10 protein-coding genes are annotated in these 22,584 nt (G+C 38.5%); 2 read left to right on the forward strand and 8 right to left on the reverse strand.

The window, feature by feature from the left end; genetic code table 11:
- Nucleotides 1-146 precede the first annotated feature (146 nt).
- The 8 genes from L1264_RS14290 to L1264_RS14325 all read right to left on the reverse strand — a co-directional run bounded on the left by L1264_RS14290 (nt 147) and on the right by L1264_RS14325 (nt 19,680).
- Nucleotides 147-4,226, reverse strand: coding sequence for a poly-gamma-glutamate synthase PgsB (locus tag L1264_RS14290; protein ID WP_235404150.1), 4,080 nt, complete (start codon nt 4,224-4,226; stop codon nt 147-149).
- Nucleotides 4,219-8,493, reverse strand: a complete 4,275-nt coding sequence (locus L1264_RS14295) for a TonB-dependent receptor (RefSeq protein ID WP_199526998.1) — start codon at nt 8,491-8,493, stop codon at nt 4,219-4,221. The genes L1264_RS14290 and L1264_RS14295 overlap by 8 nt, the downstream gene beginning before the upstream one ends.
- Nucleotides 8,478-9,221 (reverse strand): hypothetical protein, encoded by a 744-nt coding sequence (locus L1264_RS14300; protein WP_199526997.1) that lies wholly within the window; start codon nt 9,219-9,221, stop codon nt 8,478-8,480. The genes L1264_RS14295 and L1264_RS14300 overlap by 16 nt, the downstream gene beginning before the upstream one ends.
- On the reverse strand, nt 9,211-11,478 hold the full coding sequence (locus tag L1264_RS14305; RefSeq protein ID WP_199526996.1) for a hypothetical protein: 2,268 nt from the start codon (nt 11,476-11,478) through the stop codon (nt 9,211-9,213). The genes L1264_RS14300 and L1264_RS14305 overlap by 11 nt, the downstream gene beginning before the upstream one ends.
- Nucleotides 11,465-14,578: a poly-gamma-glutamate biosynthesis protein PgsC/CapC gene (locus L1264_RS14310; protein WP_235404152.1), complete on the reverse strand. Its 3,114-nt coding sequence runs from the start codon at nt 14,576-14,578 to the stop codon at nt 11,465-11,467. Before L1264_RS14310 ends, L1264_RS14305 begins: the two co-directional genes overlap by 14 nt.
- Nucleotides 14,578-16,473, reverse strand: a complete 1,896-nt coding sequence (locus L1264_RS14315; RefSeq protein WP_199526994.1) for a hypothetical protein — start codon at nt 16,471-16,473, stop codon at nt 14,578-14,580. Before L1264_RS14315 ends, L1264_RS14310 begins: the two co-directional genes overlap by 1 nt.
- Before the next feature lie 9 nt (nt 16,474-16,482).
- Nucleotides 16,483-18,696: a CapA family protein gene (locus tag L1264_RS14320; protein ID WP_199526993.1), complete on the reverse strand. Its 2,214-nt coding sequence runs from the start codon at nt 18,694-18,696 to the stop codon at nt 16,483-16,485.
- Nucleotides 18,697-19,026: 330 nt separating this feature from the next.
- On the reverse strand, nt 19,027-19,680 hold the full coding sequence (locus L1264_RS14325) for an OmpW/AlkL family protein (RefSeq protein ID WP_135925623.1): 654 nt from the start codon (nt 19,678-19,680) through the stop codon (nt 19,027-19,029).
- Nucleotides 19,681-19,914: 234 nt separating this feature from the next.
- On the opposite strand from L1264_RS14325, the gene L1264_RS14330 reads away from it, so the two are divergent.
- A complete protein-coding gene (locus L1264_RS14330; protein WP_199526992.1) occupies nt 19,915-21,333 on the forward strand; it encodes an MATE family efflux transporter in 1,419 nt (472 codons plus the stop codon).
- Between the two features lie 70 nt (nt 21,334-21,403).
- Nucleotides 21,404-22,582 carry a succinyl-diaminopimelate desuccinylase gene (gene dapE / locus L1264_RS14335; RefSeq protein WP_199526991.1) on the forward strand — a complete coding sequence of 393 codons (1,179 nt, stop codon included), beginning with the start codon at nt 21,404-21,406 and terminating at the stop codon, nt 22,580-22,582.
- The last annotated feature ends 2 nt before the right edge of the window (nt 22,583-22,584 follow it).

The raw sequence follows: 22,584 nt of genomic DNA on the forward strand, positions 1-22,584 counted from the left end.
CAGGCTTTTCTAATCTAAGTTTATGATAGTTTTATATTTCTTAATTTAATAGGAAAATTCTGATTTTTAATGTGCGTTTTGCTCTTGTTTAAATTTTAAATAATTAAGTTTTATATTGTTTTAATATAATCGACATAAAGTTAGTCTTATTTCGATTTCTTAGTAAACCACCCTGAGCTTTGGTTTCGATTCATCTCACTAAGTAATTTTATCGCTTTTTCTAATGTTATGCGTTTTTCAGCAATATCATCATAAATTTGAATAGCTCGCTTTTTACGCTTAACAGCAGCACCTGCATCTAAAAATGATTCGATCATTTGATTTAAATAACGAAGTGCACGAGGTTGCGAACTCTCTTCGTTTACTGACGTATTATCGCTAGAAATTTTTTCTTGAAGAGCTGTTATTTCAGCTTGGCAAAACTCATTTTGTGCAAGCTGGCTTTTCTTAAGAGTAACTAAGTTTTGCTTTAAATAATCTATTTCTAATAAATTAAATGATACAATCATATTTAAATTTGTTAACGCCGTTCTAAATTCTTTTGCAGAGCAATGTTTGCTCAGCATTTTTGTTATAGTTTGAGATACCTTTTGCCACTGTTGCCAAGCGTATACGTAATTTAATCCCGCTCCCTTAATATTTTGCATGCCCACAATCACTTGATGGGTATTCGGTAAAGCTAGGTTTGCAATAGCTTTGGTTATCTCATCTGCGGATATGTTGCTGTCGTCAAGTAGAGTAACTTTTGACTTTGTGATTAAAATTAATCGCTCTTTTATTTCATCCCTGTACTTTTGCATATCACCCTTTAAAGAGTCTAAAGCTATACGCTGATAGTAGTGGCGCAGGGTATAGAGAATAGTCGCGATTTCTTGAGATGAAATGTCTCCGGTGATTTCTTTTATACAAGACTTATTGACACTTCCTTCGCTTAGGGTGAGAAGGTTTTCTGCTATCATGTTGCCATAAGCACTACTTAGCCGCGCTTTTACTTGTGAGTCTGTGAGTAGGTTAAATTGCTCTAGTAGTGTCTCTAAGTTTTCAATATCATTAATTTCAATTAACTTATCGACTCTCTCTGTGAGCGCAGCCAAAAAATAGCTATAAAATCCATCTACATTGCTACCAATCACTACGATTCGGTCAAAGCGGAGATCATTGCTTAATATTGAGGCAAATACCTTTGAACGTGCAACACGGTCATTACGGTTGTTAATTAGTGCGATGACCTGAGTTTTAGGATCGTCGTTTAATTGATATATATTGAGACGTTGCCAATTTTCTAATGTTGCTAATCGCTCGTTTGCGGACATGCTATTTACGAATGATTGGCTTATTGTCGCAATTGGTGCTTTGGCAAAATGTTGTAATACACCTATATCTGGAACAATTCGTGCTGATGTTTCTTTAAATACATAGTCTTTATTTAAGCCTATATGCTCGGCCATTTTACAAACCAGTGCGATGTTGGCTGGGTGCTCTTGGTATGGATAAAGAGAGCGTATGTCCTCTGTTATTTGTAAGCTATCAGCCCAATGTACTTGAATTAAATTTGAGTTCTTTTGTTTCGCATTTAAGTCAAGAATTGGAGCCATATTTTGTTCGCTGGTGAATACTAGGCTATTTTCACCAATAAAATGACTTGTTTCATTTGCGACATCTATTCCTGTAGGTCCTAAAATATCCTCATGGTCTGGATAAGCATTGGTAATCGTAGAGAAATTATCATTCATCCAGTTTCTTAAAATTTTCACGTAACGTGGGGTTAACCCCATACATTCCCAAAGAAATACATCAGCTTTCACGTTTGTTGCAAAATGAAGTACATCACTTTGTTCCCAAATACTCGCTTTATCAAAAGGTCTGAACAATGGAATTTCGAACTGCTCTCCACTTGCTCTTGTATAAATAAGTGTAGCTTCACAACCTGTTGTTTTACTTATTACTTTTAAGGTTAAACTACTAAATAATGCAGCTTTTAAGCGTTCAGTTCCTGATTTACCCCGGGTGCCCCAGCCACCGATTGAAACGGGGATCTTTGCTCTATCCGATTTTATTTGTTTACTTATCCTAATATGGCGCGCCCAAAAGTATGTAGAAAAAGCCAAAACAAAAAAGATTAATTGGCCAATACTATTTTGATAAAGTGAATAGGCATACTCTTTAAAACTTGCCCACATATTGAATAAAAAAGGCGTTATAGATAGTTTCTTATATAAATTGGCAATACTTGATTCCACTGGAAACTCTGCATCAAGAACAGACCCATATTGCTGAAATTCAAGTACAAAACCTTTACTTCTTATGAGATCTAAGAAATCTCGCTGTTCAACCTCTGAACCATTTCGTAGATCATCTAATTTTTCAAAGTTGAATGAAATCCAACTATACGCATACATACGTTTGAGTATGTTAGAGGGTGGCGTGATAACTAAAATACCATCAGGTGTAAATGATTTTGCAGGTGTTTTTAAGTTATCCTGCGACAAAATACTTAATAAAAAATCAAGCATGGGTAAGTGTGGTCGAGCGCTGAACTGCTTATCATCGAAGCGAGGCTCGCCAGGCACTTCTGTTTTGCTGATCTCTGCAACAGTGCAGCTCGGGACGTGCATAAATGCACTTGGCTTTCTAGCTTGTGTATGATTAAAACTTTGGCGTTTTCCTGTGCTTGGGTTTCTAAATTCGTGCCAGAGCCGCCAAAAGCGGAAACCACGCTTATATCCCCTTGTTATTAGATAGCTTTTACTTTTTTCTTTTACGTTGAAGGCTTCATTATTTTGTGCTTGTTTGCTTAAAAGTCGGCCAAGTAAATCTTGCTCTATCTCCTTCGAGCTTAAATTTATATCTAAATGAGAGTTTAAATTAAATTCGATCTCAGCAACTTGTTGCTGATACATAAAGCTGACTAACTGCTCTCGAACACGGGTAATAACGCGTCTGACGGCAATACTTTGTTCATTCTCAAGTTGTTTATTTAATACATTAATAAATGACTTAAATAATATATCTGCTTGATTTTGCTCTTCACATTCAACTTGTAAATTAAACATGATCCGTGGCGTAAGCTCCAACAGCAATCGTTTTTCTGCAAAGCTTTGTACTTTTTTTAACTGTTGGCGCCATATATGAAACGATTGTAGCTCTTCGGTAAAACGAGGATCTGTTAATTGCTTGATGAGAGTCAGCCTTACAGCTTGTTGAGTTTCTTTTTGTAAGCGAACCATTAAAAGCTTGATAGCAAAAGGCCACGGTAATAGTGGACATTGTTCAATAACACTCTGTCTTACACGGGGATAGGCGTGTTTTGCAAGCAAGATTAATAATTTATAATTAGCCTCATTTAATTTTGGTTGTTTACATATAATTTTTGAAAAAGATGTTAGTAGAAACAAATGTTGTCGTTCTACTTTAGCATTTGGCAAGACATCTAAATCAATTTGTGAACGCATAAAATAGCGGGTAAAAGTGGGTCTTAAATTGATCAGGATCTCTAAAATATCCACTTTGGCGGCATGAGGTGTTGATTGCTTCTCAAGAGAAAACAGTAGTAGCTCAACAAGATTGGAATCGAACTTAGTTTCGCCGACATATTCACTAATTAAATTAACTTGGTTGGCAAGAGCGCGAAAAATAGAGTTACGAATTGCTTCATTCTCAGTTTTTTCTAATAAACCTAAAAAGAAACTTTCTAAGTTAAGTGTTAACCATGATTTAGTTATTTCTCCCGAGTGAATGCGTAAATAACGATTAGTTAGATCACCTAGTTTACCTATTAAGAATTTCAATGATTGCTCAAGCTCAGAGACTTTATCTTGGTATCGGTTTACGATGGCTCCTTCATCAAACCAACGGTGAAATGCCTCTTGATCCTTTTGCAGTTGTAATTTGCTTGCGCCAAGCGCTGCTGCATAGTCTAAAATATGAAATTGTCTTTCCGCTTTTAACTCAGCATGATTTAAACGTTCAATAAAGCGTCTGTGATCGCTATCAAGCTTGGTCAATTGATTTTGTAAGGTATCTATTTTATGAGTTAAAAATGCAATGGCTTGCAGTAATAGCCAGTCATCTTCGTCATAATCTTCAGGCTGATCCTTGATTAGCTCCCATTGACTTAATTCATCTACGAGTTCGCGGTATTTTTGACGATATAAATCTAACCAGAAACTGGCAATATCTGCGAAAAGCAAATTTTCAAGGCGTTTTGTAAGTCCGTTACTACTCATAGTCACTGTGCTCAAGCAAATGATTTAACTGAAGTGTTGGGAATATAATTTCATCATGTGCAAAAGGGGCAAAACCTGTATGCTGATTATTACCTGATGAAAATTCGATACTTATATTGTGGTTATCCCATACCCAATCCTGTTGTAATCGAACCTTTAACCAACCATGCGAGAAATCACCTAAATTAATTTGCGTTTGCCAAGCAAATTGTGTGATGTATTGCCAAGTGGCTGTAGCACGGTTTTCATCTTTAAAGCGGTAATAACTATCAATGCCGAGTTGGAAAATATGGTCATGATAATATTGGTTCCAGCTTGTGTTGAAGCGTAAATAATCTAGGCTTGTCCAATCATCATTTGAACTGGATGAAACACTAAAATTTAAATAATTGTCGACCCAAGGTTGATAGCGGTATTGATAAAACCCCTGCCAACCTGATGCATGGTTTTCACGATAAAAATTGAACACACTTGAATTAAGTAAGTCGTCACGGAGATAATCGTTTAAATCAGCGCTGCTATAGCGAATAAATGGTGACAGTTGCCATTGATGCCGATGTGTTGAGTCACGTTGCCATTTTTGCCCAACATAAAGGCTGCCATCAAGAGCATATTGACTGTCAAAGCCATCATGACCTGGTTGCCAGCGGCTTTGGAGTTGCGCACCCGCATACCAGGGGGTTGTATCATCTTGCCATGAATAATAGCCATTAAGCGCCATTATGTCTGTCTGGTTTTCACTAAATGAATAATAGCCTTCTAATTGATACCAATTGTTTTCGTCGTTAATACGTAAGCGAGCACCAACATCAATGTCTCGTCGCGTTGGGATATTTTCAGCGCTCTGAAATATTTCTTGTTGATCGTAAAGAATGAAAGCTTGCCAATTTAAATCATCACTTTGAAATGATGTTTGCTCACTTACTATTTTTTGCTGCTCAGGTGCTTGATAAGTGACTAAGTCTGGCAAAGGAATTTGCGCTTGAGTAAACTCTGAAATCTTATTGTTAAGATCACTCAGTTCCCATGTATAAAGGCGTACATGCTCAAGCTCAGCGGCTTTGACTTCAATTTTTCCTGCTGGGTGGAAAAATTGACGTTCGTTACGACTGTAGTTATTCATTTTCTCTAATTTAATCAAGCGATCTGCATTCAACGTTGCCACTAGTGGTGTGTTAGGGACTACAGAATAAAATAGCATGGTTGTGGGTAAATCTAACTTTCTCCAACGACCTGCAATATATTGTTGTGCTTCAACTTTTAGTTGCTGAGATAAATAGGGATTAAGCCAGTGAAGGGCAATAATGTTATTATCTAGCTCTTGTTTGTTAAATGTAAAAGGAATGCTCTGCTGCTCGGTAACTGACCATATTTTTAAATTGTTAGCGAGTTTTATGGATAAGTTTGCCACATTAGCTTGAGCCAGCTCTGCAGTAGAAAAACTAAATACGAAACGAATTTGTTCTCCCTCTGTTTGAGCTAAATCTATGTAAAGTGTGTGGAATGGTCGAATCAATAATCCTTCATTATTTTTTAAATGCGTTTTGAATTGGTTAAACCTATCAGCAAAGCTAGTTTGTGCAGAACTTTGGATATCGAAAAGGCGTGTACCAGCATAATCTACAAGACTATCTAGAGGTTGCCAGTGACCAAAACTTTCTATTCTATTTTGTAAAAAGGTCAATGAAGCGGAGGCGGGTATTGCAGCGATCCGCTGTAATAGTTGCGTGTATTCATTATTGTTTAAACGCTTTTTAGATAATAAATATAGGCCATTAATTAACAGCTCACGTTGTGTTGCATCATAAGCATAAATTAGCGACATAATATCGCCTGTGATTACTTTGTTCGTAGCATCAGAATAATACTCAAATCGTGTAAATAACGAATCAGTGATATCTTTGATATCTAGAAAGGTCTTCTGATCTGCTGATAAATTAAGTGTTTCTCCAGCTTGCAGACTAACGATCATCGTTGAAGAAACAGAGGCTGCCTGTTGGCTTTCAACGACCAATGTGTTTGAAGGTATATCACTAAAGATTGGTATTAATTTATGCTGGTATTCACTATCAGCCATTAACCATGCGGTTTGATACTCGCCATTTTGCTTGGCTTCAGTCCGTGCACTTATGCTCAGGTGGACTGGTTCTAATGCTGTATATTGCCAAGGCATATGTTGAGAGAGTACGGTGTTTTGCAACTTCCCTTGTGAATTTATTAACGTTTCTTGCGCACCAGAAAGTAATTCATACTGTTTATTTTCGGCTTTTATCGTAGAGCTCAAACTATGGTAGTTTAGAGCCGTATAACTTTGTTCGGCAATCTGAGTTTCTTCTGCGTGATGTGCAAGCCAAAGCGCAAGTCGGTTTTTCTGTTGCTTAGTTGCAAGTTCGATCAGTATATTTCTGCACTCGCTTAATATATTTAGGTTACCAGCACATAGCGCAAACAGTTTAAGCTCTTGCTGTTCGGCTTGATAAGTTTCTAATAGCGATCTTAATGCAAACTGTTGCAATTCCTTTTGTTGCGTACTTTTATATAGTCCTTCTAAATAACTCGTAGCAAGATGAAACTGGTGTTGTTCACGTAAAATATCTATTTTAACTTGCCATGCTTGCTCTGCGACTGATGGATCGGGGTTTTGCGTTAATGGTTTTAAAAAGGCAAGTGCATCTAATGGTGCCGATTTAGCTAAATCCTTAGCGGTTAGCATAGATTGCTGCCAATTTAGTAACTTAACTTTTCTCCTTGCTGGCGCATAGGGCTGTATCATCGCAAGATAGTCACTATATAACTTTCTTAAGTGGTTAGTTACCAGTTGAGCTGTGATAGGGCTGTTCTGATCAAGAGCTCCAGGTTGTAAGTAGAGTACTTCGTTACTAGGAAAATCAGTGAGTGTTCGAGCATAAACTGCAAACTCAATAACGGGAACGTCGTCAGTAGTTTTTTGAATTGTCATGGTTTTGTGGTTTACAGGAACTGACACACTAATCGTTTGGTAGTGTTGTGTTGCCTTGATATTTATTAACCAGCTCATGCCGCCAGCTGTTAGTTTTAACTGACTATCTTCATCGCTTCGAGCTACAAATGTAAGCCAAGGGGTTGCACGTTTTTGACTCGATAAGTCATAACGAAGGGGGACTTGAGAAAGTGATGTAATATCCCTAACTTGCTTATTAATGCGAGGATAAAACTGATCATCAACTAATCGTTGTTCTTCAAGCTCAGTGATTAGAACACTTTTTGATGATGTAGAGGCATGCACTACGCTGCTGCCTTTTAGTAGAGTCTGAGTAGACATTAAAGAAAGCAAGTCATAATGGCGTTTTACAGCCAAAGGCTCATTGTGCGTAAATACGTCATCACTAAAAACGTTGAGGGAATATTTATTGTAAACTGATTCCATCGCGTCATTAGCGGTTTCTAACCAGTAAGGAAGCAGCAACTTTTCCTTGGTTTTGTTAGCTGTAGTGTCATCGAATATAGCTCGATGGCTTTGTGTTATTTTTACGTAAGCATCTGTGTGGCTTCTTATCGTTAAATATTGCCCTGCATTAATGGCTAAATAGTCACTATTTACCAGACCTACTTGTTGATCTTGATATTCAAGAGCTTGGTTATTAATGATGTTTACTTTTGCTGTGAGTACTTCATCAACATAGGCATACACAGCGCCGTGGCGCTCCAGTGATTGCATATTTTTTCTAACAGAAAGCTTTATTTTTTTAGCATCAGGGAAGTAAAGAGTAACTTCTTCGCCTTTATCGAATTTATAAAAACGTTCACTGCCTTGCCTTGAAGAGAGTAATATTGAAGGTTTGGCAAGTTTTAATGCGCGTTTAAAGCTATCAATTTTTGTTTGATAGTGGCCAACTAAAGCTGAAAACTCAGCCTGTTCATCCTGACGGTTTTGAATTGCCACAATACGGTTGTGGCCTAAGGCCGGAAGTTGGCAGCGGTTATTAGAACACAGTAAGTCTCGTTCCAGTTGTATCCGTTGTTGAATATATTGTGTGTTGCCTACACTCATAATGAACTTATCTAACAGTTCTGAGTTGATCTCCAACCAATGCCCTTCAGGTAGCCATAAATATTGGTGTTCAAAAGAATCAACTTGTATCTTTTGTGTCGTTGCCAGCACATCTAATTTAGGTGAAGTTTTTAACCAAATCGGCGGCTGAAGTACTGCATGTTCTTGCTGTTCAGCATGAGCAGGTTTGAAGGCTAGCAGCGTAAGTGTTATAAAAGCGATTATGAAATAAGGCATTGGCTAAACTGCTTTAAAAGTAAGTTATTGGTAATTAAGCGCTCTCGTAGTTCGCGACTTAACTCGATATGGAAAAAGTGACTATTCACAGGACCTAGCGAATTAAGAATGTTTTGTGTACCTCCTAGTTCATATACATCCTGCCCATAAACTAGGGCATTTACATCAAGTTTAGAATTCAGGCATTTAGAGATGTGTAAGCTGCGTTGCGATGCATGTAAATGGCCTTCGCTGATGATGATATCTGCTTTTCGTCCTTGCTCTGTAGTGCGCTTTTCCTTTGCAAATCCATGGATTTGATAAATTGAAAATGTTTCAACGATTTTACCGTATGCCAGAATGAAGGCATTACTACTGCTATTTTGGTATTGACTAAAGTCTATAATTTTACCTTGGAGGTCGCGGCTGCTTCTATGCTTAGTATTCGTCAACAAAACTTGGCACTCACTAAACAGAGCTTTAGCAATTAGTAATGTATGCTTGTCAAAATATCTATGCGGTGCATAAGAAATACAGGGTTTACCTTTTGGCTTAAAATGTATTTCGCCACCTGAAATTAAAGATTTCTTGGCATACAACACACCCTCACTAAAAGTAAAGTGCTTAGGGACTTCATCTTGGTTATTGAGCCAAGCATGCAAGGTTAATGTGAGTTGCTCAAAATCACTCTCAACACTTGTTAACGGAGTAAATAATAATGCAAAAACAATAATAAAGTTAAAGTTCATTATTCCACCATCTTACTTTTTGCTCCTGCATTGGGTACTCTTCAAGTATAGACAACCAAATTGTTTCTGAAGAACTTAAAGTCACATACTGCAGTGTCTCTATATCATTAGCTAGATTGAGTGTAACGCTCGGATAACTCGTTATTTGACTTTTTTTAGGGTGGATCAAAAAAGACTTTAATAATTCAGAGTTGTGAAGTTGGAAACTTTGCTTCGCAATACTGTATTCACTTGTAAGCCCAAGCTTGTATTTTGCAGAATGCGAAATGTTTAAAGTTACAGGTTCATTGCTTTGGGCACGAAATACTTTAAAAACAATGCTAATTGGACGTTTCTTTTTATCATATGATAGCTTCACTGGTTTATTTTTAACCAATTGATAAAGGCGCTGTTTTACCCATGGGCGATGACCATACCAATTTTGATAAATTACACTGGCTTCGTTAACTAACTGCTGTTGATCAGCAAATGAGATGTCATCAGTTTTAAGCTCTTTTGCACTGTTACTATTTAATCGAGAGATTAAGCGGTTATCATTTGAGCTAGCAGAGGGAATAGCCTGATTTTTATCATAGAGTCCAAAATTAAACTCCTCTGCAGGTTGCTGTTCCTCATAGTAACGGTTCGGGCTTAACGCAAGAGCCACATTTGATAGTGGTAACAGATTGAAAAGCTCTTTAGATTGGTAATAAGTTGTAGTTTGCTCAACATCTGGAGGCGGAGCAAATGTACGAATATTTACAAATAGATCACGTTGCGATAAGTCATAGTGATTACGTGCTTTTTGTTCATACCATGCTGCAATATCATAAAAGCCATTAGTAGACTCAGTAAGAATTGGCTGGTGTGCAATTCGGCGTTGATAATGAAAACTCGCGAGTCTTGATTTCAATCGCACATACACATCGTTATTAGCCGTAATTTTTACATATTTTGTCTCTTTCCCAGTACGAAGGTAGTAGGGGGTAAGCATACCTACTGCTTGTCTTTGAGTGTTGTCTGCTATTAATCGATCAAAGCCAGAAATTTCACCTTTGATCGTAATAGAGTAACGCTCTATTTGGGTATGGTTCTCATCGTATAGAGAAATATTTAATTGACTCGTTTCGAGAGCCCTGAGCTCAAGGTTCAAATGGCTTAATGGCACAACATCGAACTCTGCGTGCTCTTGCGCATTAATCAGGTAACTACCAGCATAACTTGTTAAAATAGCGGTGCCAGATTCAGTTCGCCATTGGGTTAGCAGCTCTTGCTCACTGCAAATTGTAATTAATCCCGGCTCAAGAGGCTGAGTTTGATATGTGTTTTCTTTATCTGTTAGCGTGTAATTTATAACTTTTGGTGCTTCAAACTGAAGTTTGTCATACCAGATTAATGACGGAGTCTCTTGGTCATTACTAACAGTGAAATTTAAACGATCACTATTGTCTAATGTGATACTGGCGCATAAACCATGTTTGGTATAGTAAGCAGCAAGACTATGCTGTTGCTGACTAAAATCATAGGTTAGTACATTATACGGTAAGCTTTCATAAAGAATATCTGATTTAAAGTCGATTCCAGGAATACCTTGTGGCGCTATTTTTTGCCACCAAAACGCCATTGCATTCGTTATTTCAGTATTTGTTAAGGTATTTTCACCCATCGTGAGGTAATCAGTTGCACGTTTACGTCTATCGACGGGGCGTTTTAGCCAACTATTGAGTGGATCAACGTTTTGGTCAGGTGTTTTAGCATGCACTCGAACTACCACTCCTTGAATTGTCTTTTCTTCAGGAATAAGTGTAAGTGCTAAGCTTTTCGCTTGTGGGTAATGTTTAATGGGTAGGTAAAATGATTGCCCAGAAGCCACATTCAAAGACTGCTTATTTTCAATGATTTGCTTAATTTGTTGATCTTGACTGTTATTAACTAACTTTGAAGCGTGGTGATAAACTTTATCTACAATTACCTCTTTCTTGTCATTATAAAGAGTGTATTTGATGGCGTAATTTACTGGCTGTTCAAGAGTGACAGATTGATCAAATACGGCGTTTGATAAGATCCTAAGTGAATGTGTTCGCTGATTTGAAAATGTATAAGTCAGTGGTTTTGTGCTACTAAGCCACTGTACTTTTGAGCGAGTTTCTTTACTGGTTTGGGGGTTAACTGGTTCAGCAGAATCTAGCCAAATTAAAAAGCTATTCCAAGCAAATAAGGCTGTTAACAATACAATGATAAGAACTAAGATAGCGAAGAAGCGTTTAATTAGATACATCAAAGCCTCCCCCCATCATTTTGTTGAAAACATCCACATCGATCAATTGATTGCTCGCCGGATTATATATAGCGACTAGACTATTGTGCTGCTTGATCATCAGTGCGAATTTATCTAAATTTTCTAATTTTATGGTTTGTAATACGCACTCATTAAGCTCTGAACATATTGTTTTCAGTACAGCAATTTGCTTATCGGCGGTATATTGATTAATTTTTCTAAAGATAATTTGTTTATCGCTGTGAGGTAACGTTAACCAGTTAGAAGGAGATAAAGTGGCTAGGTTAATAGTGGTGACTGTTGGATAAGTAGAAATCGCAAGAAGGCGCATAAGCAAACTATCTTGATCCATTGAAAACTGTTCTTTAAAGTCTGAGGCTATCCATAAAGTAGCGAGCTCGCTGTTTGCATTAAACTGTTGATAGCCATATTGCGGTGAGCTACCAATCTCAAGACCCCGAGTGGCTTTTTGGCCCGTTACTACTTGGTAATTAACACCTAAAATGCTTAAGTCTTTGGTTAGTTTTTCCATTAAAGGGGCAGCAACGTCACTTACCTGAGTATTTGAAAATGCAATTGCATTAGGGCGGATCCATGACGGAGCACTATGGCTGCGAATTTGGATATTTAAGCTCGGTTGTTGTGCTTTATAACGCGAATAGCTTTGATGGACGATATTGAATAATGAATCGACGTTGTCTGCAGCAAGTACATTAGCCTTCGGGTGAGCATATGGGTGTGCTCCTGCAATTAATAAGTTAGCGGCATTTGAAGTCGTAAAAAGTTGGCTGGCAAAACTAAGAGTATTTCCTTCAAAAACAGGTCTTGGCACGCTTAAACTTATTGCTTCATGTTTGCTAAGCGTAAACGCATACAGGCCTTGGCCAAGATCCATTGCTTCATTATTTTGTAAGGGACTTAATAGTAAATATCGGCCACTATTATTCTGTACTAGTTGTAACTGATAGTTAAGTAACTCTGCAGTGCCATTTATCTGCTTCAGGTGATTTAAAATATCCTCGTTCAGTGAGGCATTGCCGATTTGCTGTATCAATCTATATAGTGGTGTTAGTACTTCAAATTCCCAAAGCGCAACTTGGCTGTGTGTCAGTGGTTGATAATTGAGACTGCCTTTACTACTTATATACGATGAGAAATCTTCGACAATTTTGACCATTTCTTCATTGATTATGTTGAGTTTTAAATTGCTATAACGGTAATTTTCACGGTATATATACGTAAATATGTTGGTGTAATTATCTCCATTAAGAAAGACTTCTAGCATAGACCCTTTAAAACTACTCGAAGGCAAGCTACTCGCTGTTGCCTTACCAAAATAAGTTGCTTCACTGCCGATAAACTCATGCATTTCGCGTTGGCTTATAGAGGCCGGAAGTCGATTAAAGATCCAATACTGGCTTTTAACTTCAGCAGGCGTGCTTTTTAGTAAAGCTGCGGTGTAGCGGTTAGATTCACGAACTTGCAATAATTCTTGCGCCTCTAATGCGTTAATAAATGCTTGGTAAAAAGGGCTTTGCTGGTTTTCCTTTGCTAATGTTATTTGAGGCGTTTTTGTTGCCCCAAACACTAAAGCTTTACTTTTTAGATGCTGAAAAATAAGGGCCGCTGAGTCGCTAGCAAGATTTTCAGTGATAGGATACGGAACTGTGATCATGAGTGGCGTTTGTGGCGTTTTGTTAATCACAAATAAACCGCGTTGCTGATTCTCAACAATATCTATTAGGTATACATAGTTTTCATCACTAACAAGTTTAAACCCGATAGAGTTAAATAAAGCGCTAAGGTGACCTATTTTTTGCTTATCTTTAATCGCTTCATTTAACTGATAAACCGCATATTTGAAATCAGAGACTGCCTGACTGGCTTTGTAGCTACTTACGGTTACCTTATTAGAACGCGTAGTATATAAGTAGCTTTTGTATTGACTCACTTGCTGATTGAGCGTGATGACTTGCAACTGTTCTGCTTCAGGGTCAATATTTTTTTTTGTTAGTAAAGAAGGGATAAGCATTACTAAAAAGCCAACAATAATAGCAAGGCTTCCACCTACAACAGATGTTTGAAAAGTGGCTCTTAGCACAAGGCCTAACGCATTTTTTTGATAGATCTTTAGGGCAAGTAAGGTGGCCAACATGTAACCAAATGCAAAAGTGTCGGTTACTTTTACCGTTGGAAAAAACCAAACGACGATATAGTTTAAAATAAGCTTAAAGATAAAGCCTATAGTAAAAAATAACATCAATAATCTAGCACCTTCGATATGTGCATGTTTTAGGCGAGTGAAATGAATGAGAGAGCCGCCAACGCCTAAGATAACAGCAGTTTCAATGAATGAGGTTAAAATCTTACTTGGTTGGGTAAGCTGCAAAGCTAATAGGGCTGGTAACATGATACCATTGAACTCCCAACCATATTTTAAATTTGCTCTGGAAGCTAAAAAAGCGGTAATAACTAAAATAATATAGGCTTTTGGTGCTGCAATGATTGATGCGGCAACAGCTTCATACATAATACCTAAGTTAGCGATACTAAAATTGGTAAATGGCATGAGTACAAATCGTACTAAAATATAGGTAATGAACAACTGAATAAAAGTTACTTTCAGGCCGTACTTAAAGCCACCATTCCACATTACATTGGCTGTTAGTGCGATGATGATAAGACCCAAAGAATAAAGTTGTGATGCATAATCGAAAGTGATATCCCATTGGCTCAACTGATCTGCAATAATTGGCCAAAAAAGGGTATCCATACAAACACGAACTAAAATACTAATTAGGATGATGGCAAAAAAACGGTCCCTGCCAAACATTTCACTGTAGCCAAAACGCTCCATCAAGTAATTTGCACTAAAGCGCATAACCCCAAACACAACAATTGCTTCTATAATAATCACCGCGGCAGAGGTGGGGCTTATTATCAAAAGTGGCACAATGTAACCTGGTACAACAAGGCCTGTGAGTGGAAAACCAAAGCGCAAATTCAGTAGGCATACTACAGCCGTGCCGACCCAAACAGTTGTTATTACTGATTGGCCCAGTCCACTACCTGCAGGAAAAAGCGCTAAAACGAAATCCATTAAAGTTTAGCCTCCGAAGATATTTCAGGAGTATTTGCTATAAACTCAAATAAAATTCCAGATACTTGAAAAGGTGCACCTGATGCAGTTTGCGAGTTATCTGAATGAAGCGCTCTAATAATTAGAGTGTAATGATGTGCACCAAGCTTAGCAGGAAGCTCAACGGTCGCTTTATTAAGAGTAATGTAACGTAATTTACCCTTTGCAATCTCAATATCAAGCTCACAACTTTTACACAGCAAATCAAGCGCAGTGGTTTCAAAAATAGCTATTTGATGCTGCTTGGCAAAACGCTCTAAAGATGCATTGGTTTGAATAACTTGACCAAACAGATTAAAAAGCACAGTTGCTGGGCTTGTGTGGTTAAAAACCATCTCTAAGGTAGTAAGCTTTTGCTCCATTTCGTTCAGGGAACTTTTTACCTTTTGGCTAATAGGCTCGTGCAGCTTAAAGGTGAGTAGCCTGTTTAATAAGGTACGGTTTTTAGCCTGTGTTGTTTTGAAAATATGGTAATGGAATAGTAGTTCAGCAACCTGAGCTGCAAACTTATTAACGTTTTGCTCAAAGGCTTGCTGGTTAAAGTTATGATTAGGAATAATTGATAAAGCCCAAAACCCACGGACATCACCGGCATATACCAGTGGCGCGATAAACTCGATTTCACCGTCAATGATTTGCTTAAAAAATGGACGGTTGATCTTTACGATACCCAATGACTTTAACGCATTACTATAAGGCGTTCGCTGATAGTCACGTCTCATTTCTTGAATATCATCAAGTTGGCAGTTGATAGCCCGAATTTCAACGACGCGATGGTCGTCTTCTTTTCGAGCTAAAAAAATTGATTTTTCTAGATCTAACTGTTGGCTAATTAATTGTATTATGGGATCCCATGGAGAAGGGTGCTCTATAAAGCTTTGCGGAATATAACGGCCCATCATCATTTGCTGAATGTTATTTACATCAGTTGTAAGCTCTTTATCTTCAGAAATCTTCCTCGCCACCACAACCCAAAATAAAGTGACAAAGGTCAGAATGATGTATTGGCCGATAGGGATAAATAACTTTGCAAAGTTCACTAAAAAATAGCCAGCGCAACACCAAATGATAGTTATGCTTAGTGCGACTAGAAATGAATAACTAATCGACATTTTTTGAAAGAAAAACAGTAGGACAAATACCAGTATCAGCGCAAGTACTATCGAGATAACAAAATTAAGCTCATTTATTGTGCTGTTTTTTTCTAGACTATCAGCGATATAAGCAAAAAGAAGTAAGGGGTCATTAAGCCCTTCTAATTTAGGGGCATGTATCAGCACATTAAATTCAGCTGATTGCTGACCGACAATAATCACTTTATTTTCGAGTTGCTCACTCATCACATCAAAGCCAAGAACTCGCTTAGCTGTAAATTTAGGTAGCGCAGAAACTGCCAATTTAAAGTTAATCAGTCTTGATTTTTCGTGCTTATAACCAAAAACAGCTTGCCACACACTTTCACACTCAAGGTTAGTGGCTGCTGGAATACGCATTTGGTATGTTGCCCAAATCTCTACATTTGGCACACAGTACTTACTTTGCGAATAAGGGTAGAAAACACGCTCATTGTCTACAGGTGCTAAAGGTTCATCTGCTAAAACAATGATTGCTTTTGGCTGGTACTCTGTAAGCTGGGTGACTAATTGTGAATGGTTAGCACTAAGGTTTTGACTGGTGATAAGCACTACATTTGTTTGCTGAGTGTTACTGAGAGATTCTATTTTTTTATATAAAAAGGCATTACTTGCTTGAAATAAATTCAGCAGGTTACTGATAATCACAATTGCAAATAAGCAAACAGTAAACCAAAAGGCTCTTTGCTGCGTTAATCGCAACAATTGTTGTAATACAACCACAATTCCTCCTTAATCAAGTACAGTGAATGTCAGCGTTAAGCTCACTTCACTACTTGAATTGACTTTTAAAAAGTCAAAACCGTGCATTTTATCGGTCTTCCATTGTCCGTTTTCTAGGTTGATACTTTGTTGCCAGCTGATCATTGCGACATCATCTAGACGCGTGATCGCTTCTCCTGTATTGGGTGGATAGTGCCTAAATTGTAGTTTTACGCCACGAGGTGGTAATTTTTTAGGCCCAAGTGTTAACTCATCAGAAGGTAAACTAAAGTCATGGCTAAAAACATGCCATGGTTGATTACCTCCTTCGCTAACGGGAATTTGGTTTTCTGCAAAGGTAAGGTCATCAATTTCTGTTGTATAAGTAAGCAAGGCCTCAAGCTGACCACCATTTTCAGATTGCAAATAGGTCAGTAACGAAAAGTCTTTACTTAACTCTAGTGCACCTGTTTCGTCGGTTAACTCCATAACCCGCATAGTGTGTCTAAATGGAATAATAGAAGGAGTGTTGTCAAACTTATCTCGGGTTGAGCACAGAGCTTGCAAACCATTGAATGGCTTATCAGTGCAAGGCAACACACTTTCACTGCTATGATCCCATCGACTAACTTCAAAGGTGTCTGCGTCGTTATCCCAATCTTCAAAATCGCCAAAGACCATAATATCTCGGCCCACTAAAAGCGTATCTAAAGAACCACTATTAACGTCTATGGATGAAACGTAAGCAGCAGATGATGGTGAATATTGTCTCAAGTCTATGATGTCAGTGTTGGCATCAATGTTGATAGTCACTTGCTGAGTATTTTTTGTTGCTTGATTTGCAGCAAAATATATTTCAGCGTAGCTTTCTCGGGGAACAAGCGTAATATTGTCATCAGAAAGTTCGGCGATTCTTCTCAATAAATAGTGACTTAAAAAACCAGTGGTGAATCGAGGTTTATAGTCTTCTAAATAAATAGGATAAGCAAAACCACGAGTGATTTTTTGGCTTTGCGTATCAAGGTCCACCATAACTGCAAGGCCTAATAAGGTATCAAGTCTGGGTTGGTCAAATACAAAGTTACCCAAGCCCAATATGGCTGGTATTTCATTAAATACAGCAAAGCCTTGGGCAATGTGTGGGTGATGGCCAATTAGTAGATCAGTATTTTGTGAAGAAAGAACTTCAAATCGGCTACCTATATAAGGTGATGGAGTATACGAGTATTCATCACCACCATGCATTTGTGCAATGACAAAGTCAGTAGGATCTAACTGTTCAAGTGCAGCTTTGACTGCCGCTGAATTTGTTAAATCAGCAGCCCCACCTTTATTGGTGTCAGCAACGTAGGTATATTGATGTTCTTTTCCGGTAATTGAAGTTGCAGCAAAGAGCACTAAATTAACATTATCAAGGTTATGCTCGACAGTTTTAAAAGCGTCAGTTTCACTTAAACCCGCGCCGCTATTAAGGAACCCTGCATTTGACACTTCAAGGAGTGTATCTTCAAGGCCATTCTGCAAATAGTCATAGATGTGATTATTACCAAGGCCAACATAATCAATACCAATTTCAGTTAGGCTTTGCAGTGATTCAGGCAAAGAGAAAAAGCTGAATTCTTTAGTCGGATGAACTGTTGTTGGCATCGTCGTAATAGGTGACTCAAGATTAACCGATGAAAAGTCCGCAGCTTTAAAGAGCGCTGCAACTTCTGTGGTTATGGCGATACTATCTTCGCGTGCTGAGTCAGGTCGAATGAGCGCAGTGTTAACATTAGGTACAGATGTGCCCATTGTCTCTAAATTAGGGTCTAGGAAGCGTCGACCAAACATTGTATCACCAGCAAATAACAAGCTTTTTGAATTTGCTGATTGTGTTTCTAATTGGATGTGTGAGGTTACAGAGTTAGGTTGGTTTACTAAAATACCTGCCTTTGGGAAATAACCTGATTGTGCAATAAAAACAGCGTGATTACCAAAAGAGAGGTTGCTAATAGAAACACGTCCATTTTCATCGGATAGGTACTCTTGACCTGCAACGTCAACGCTCACATTGTTAAGAGGTGTTTGATTTTCATTGGTAATAGTAAATACGATGTCAGCGGTGCCCGCAATTAGCGCTTCACGATCACTAATTGTATCTTGCTTTTGTTGTTGCGGTTTATCTTCACTAGGATCTTTTACTTTGCACGAGATTAGAGCTGTGCAAAGAATCAACACTAACGAATTGACAATTACTTTCAATTAACACCTCGAGCTGCCACCTAATTTATTTTAGATAGGTCAAAATTATTACAACCATTTTATAATCGCGAGCAAATAGGAACAACACGTCTTTGGCTCTGAAAATTCAGATATTGCAATGTAAAACAGTAAAATAAGTAACGGTTAAATAAACAAAAAATAAAAACCAATAAAAAGAAATGGGTTATTTTTATAGTGTAGTCTAAATTGATTAGTTGATTGAACTTGAGCGAGAATCAAGTTCGTGTTGCAAGTTTTTCTAGAGTGGGAACAAATAAAAAAGGCCATTTAATGGCCTTTTTGTGCGTATGGGCTTTCACAAAATGAAAGTTAGAATTTGTATTTAATACCAAACATAGCAACGACAGGGTCAATTTCTACTGTTGATGTTAGTGCTTTCGAGCCGCCAGCATATACAGTTGCATCTGTATCGATATCAATAAGTGAAACCATGCCATGTAGACCCCAGTTTTCACTCATCATGTAGTTGAAACCAGCTTGGGCTGCAAAGCCAAATGAGTCGTCTAGTTTGACTTCTACATCGTCAGTACCTAATGTTGCTTTTAGTGCAGCTGAAGGCTCTTCATCAAAGAAAACTGTATAGTTTACGCCTACACCTACAAATGGACGGAATTTATAGGTTGCATCAAAAAAGTGATATTGTGCTAAGAAAGTTGGTGGTAAGTGTTTAATTTTAGCAATCTTATTACCAGCTAAGCCACCAGCACCTTGAACATCATGACTAAATGGCGTTGCAGCAACTAACTCAAGCACCCAGTTATCGTCTAGTGCATAATCTATAGTAATACCTAATTGCGTGTCATCATCTGCGCGTAAGCCTAGTGCCGGAGCCTCATTGATTTTTGAGCTATCGTTGTCAGGGTTTACGTTAATAGCACCCACGTTCACGCTTAAGTTTGCGTTTGCAACAGGAGAGAGTGCTAATAGTGAAGTAAGTAATGCAATGCTTAATTTGGTTTTCATGTTGTTCTCCGCGAACTACTTGTCTTATTTGGTTGAGGCTATTATTACTAAGTTGGAGGGGATAAAACCTGTTCTAGATCAAAGTTTCAAAAATGTTTGAACTAAGTGAAGCCATTTATTGATTTAGATTAAGTTTTTAAACGGGTACAGCGAAAAAAAGATTGACTCTCATTGACTTTATATTCAGTTGCGGCTGTTAAACTAACGATGTTATTAGTTTATTAGGTGTTTTTCATGGCTGCTCCCCAGCATTTATTTCTTCATGGCTCGATTTCAAAAGCGTTACTTAAATTAGGTATCCCGATCATCTTAATTAATATTTTGCAGTCTGCTTATCAGTTAACCGATGCTTTTTGGGTAGGGCGCTTGGGGGCAGAGCAAGTAGCTGCCGTTTCTGTCAGTATGCCGGTTACTTTTTTAGTTATTGCTATTGGCTCAGGGTTGGCAATGGCGGGAGCCATTTTATCTGCTCAATATATGGGAGCTGGCCAGCAAGATAAGGTAAACCATGTTGCTGCTCAAACCATGTTAATGGTGACAATTACCGCAACCATACTTGGTTTAATAGGTTATGTGTTATCGCCTTACTTTTTGACTTTATTAGGCGTTGAAGAGCAAGTGTTTGGTGATGCGCTTAAGTTTATGCATGTGTCTTTCATTGGTGTTGTGTTTGTGTTTATTTATGCCATGTTTCAGGCCTTAATGCGTGGCATCGGGCAAACTAAGGTGCCACTGTATATTGTTAGCGGTACTGTTTTACTCAATTTTGTACTCGACCCTTTACTGATTGTTGGATTTGGTGATTTCTCTGGTTTTGGCGTAATGGGGGCGGCATTAGCCACTCTCATTACGCAAAGTTTAGCGGCATTAATTGGCGTTTGGGTATTTTTGCGAGGCCGTCACGGCATTCAACTTAAACTCTCTAGCTTCAAACCAGATTGGCAATATATGAAACAAGCGTTCTTTTTAGGGGCTCCTGGCTCGGTTGAACTCTCTGCAAGAGCCTTTGGGTTAATTATTATGTCGTTTTTGGTTGCCAGCTTTGGTACGCACACCATTGCCTCTTATGGTGTTGGCTCTAATATTTTGCAAATGGTGATGATCCCGGCAATGGGTCTTTCAATGGCCGTTTCTACCTTGGTAGGTCAAAACATGGGAGCAGGAAACCCACAGCGTGCAGCACAAATAACACGTTTAGCCGCGCTTTGGGGGCTGTTAGGCCTGACATTAGTGGGCGTTTTAGCTTATGTATTTGCTGAATACTTGGTGGCTTTTTTTATTCCTGATGATGAGTCTGTGATCGCTGGTGGCGCAGAGTTCATTCGCGTCATGTGTTTAACTTGGGGCGGAATAGGCGTGCAGCTTTGTGTTGTTGCTGCATTTAGGGCTTCAGGAAATATGCTCAATGCGATGACTGTGTCACTGCTTTCGCAATGTGTTATTCAATTTCCTGCAGCGTATATTTTGTCTAAACATACCTCACTGGGACCACAAGGCATATGGTATTCGTTTGCTATTACTAATGTACTTGTGGCAATTATTACTTATTTATGGTTCGCAGCAGGTCGTTGGCAACGAACACAATTAACCAAAGAAGACAAAGACATTGCTAAGGTGACCCAAGAAACCCTCATTGAAGAAGGAAATCATTAATTTAAGTTTCACATTGCGGTCATAAACTCTCGTTGTAATAACCCAAGCTTTCTACATAACTAGGGTTATTATGAGTTTGATATCAAATGCAGAGTTAGCAACACGCCTATCAGTGCAATCTGAGGTGGTAGAAACATTACAAACCTTGATCCGATTTAAATCGGTAACGCCCGAACAAGCTGGGGCAATTGACTGGCTCGAAAGTAACTTAAGCCAGCTAGGTTTTGATTGTGAGGTATTTAGTTTTAATCATGTTACTAATTTAATTGCTAAAATCACTTTTGGCGAAGGCCCTATCGTTGCTTTTTCAGGTCATATTGATGTGGTACCTGCAGCGCAAGGTGATTGGCGAGTTGATCCATTTAGTGGCGAGATAGTGGATTGCAGTGTCTATGGCCGTGGCGCAGCAGATATGAAAGGCGGCGTTGCCGCTATGCTTTGCGCAACCAAACGGTTTTTAGCGCAAAATAGCCATAAACGCGGCACATTTTACTGGTTAATCACCTCAGATGAAGAGGGCGAGGCTGAATACGGCTCTTTACTGATTGCTGAACGTCTTGCCAAACAAGGTGTTGTGCTTGATGGTTGTCTAGTTGGTGAGCCAACAAGCCATCAGCATGTGGGTGATACCATAAAAAATGGCAGGCGGGGTGCGCTGTCTGCACGATTATCTATTCAAGGTAAAGCAGGGCATGTTGCCTATCCAGAAAACACCATAAATGCAGCACATTTAAGTGCCGAGGTTGTAAAGCGCTTAATGGCAATTAGCTGGCACAAAGATGAAGCTAGCTCGGCAACAACACTGCAAGTAACCGGAATTAATATTGCCAATGTGGTCGATAACCTTGTTCCTGCTCAGTGTGAGCTCACCTTTAACGTGCGTTATAGTCATGGCTATAAGAGCAAAGATGTTAAAGAAGAAATTCAATTTGCATTGGCTGATTTAGCATCGCAGCTAACGCTTGTTTGGGAGCGTCCGTGTGAATCATTTTATACCCTGCATCAAGCAAGTAATTGCTTGTTGCAGCAGCTTGAACAAGCTGTGCACGAAGTAACTGGCAGCTTTCCAATGCTTAGTACAAGTGGTGGCACATCCGATGGTCGTTTTTTTGCCAATGAGCACACGCAAGTGATTGAATGTGGCGTGCGAAACCATACCATTCATCAAGTTAATGAACACGTACCCATAGTAGACTTAAAAACTATTGAGCAAATATATTTAGCTGCGCTTAGAAATATATTTAGTTAAAA

Source organism: Pseudoalteromonas sp. APAL1, assembly GCF_021532475.1.
Lineage (GTDB): Bacteria > Pseudomonadota > Gammaproteobacteria > Enterobacterales > Alteromonadaceae > Pseudoalteromonas > Pseudoalteromonas lipolytica_C.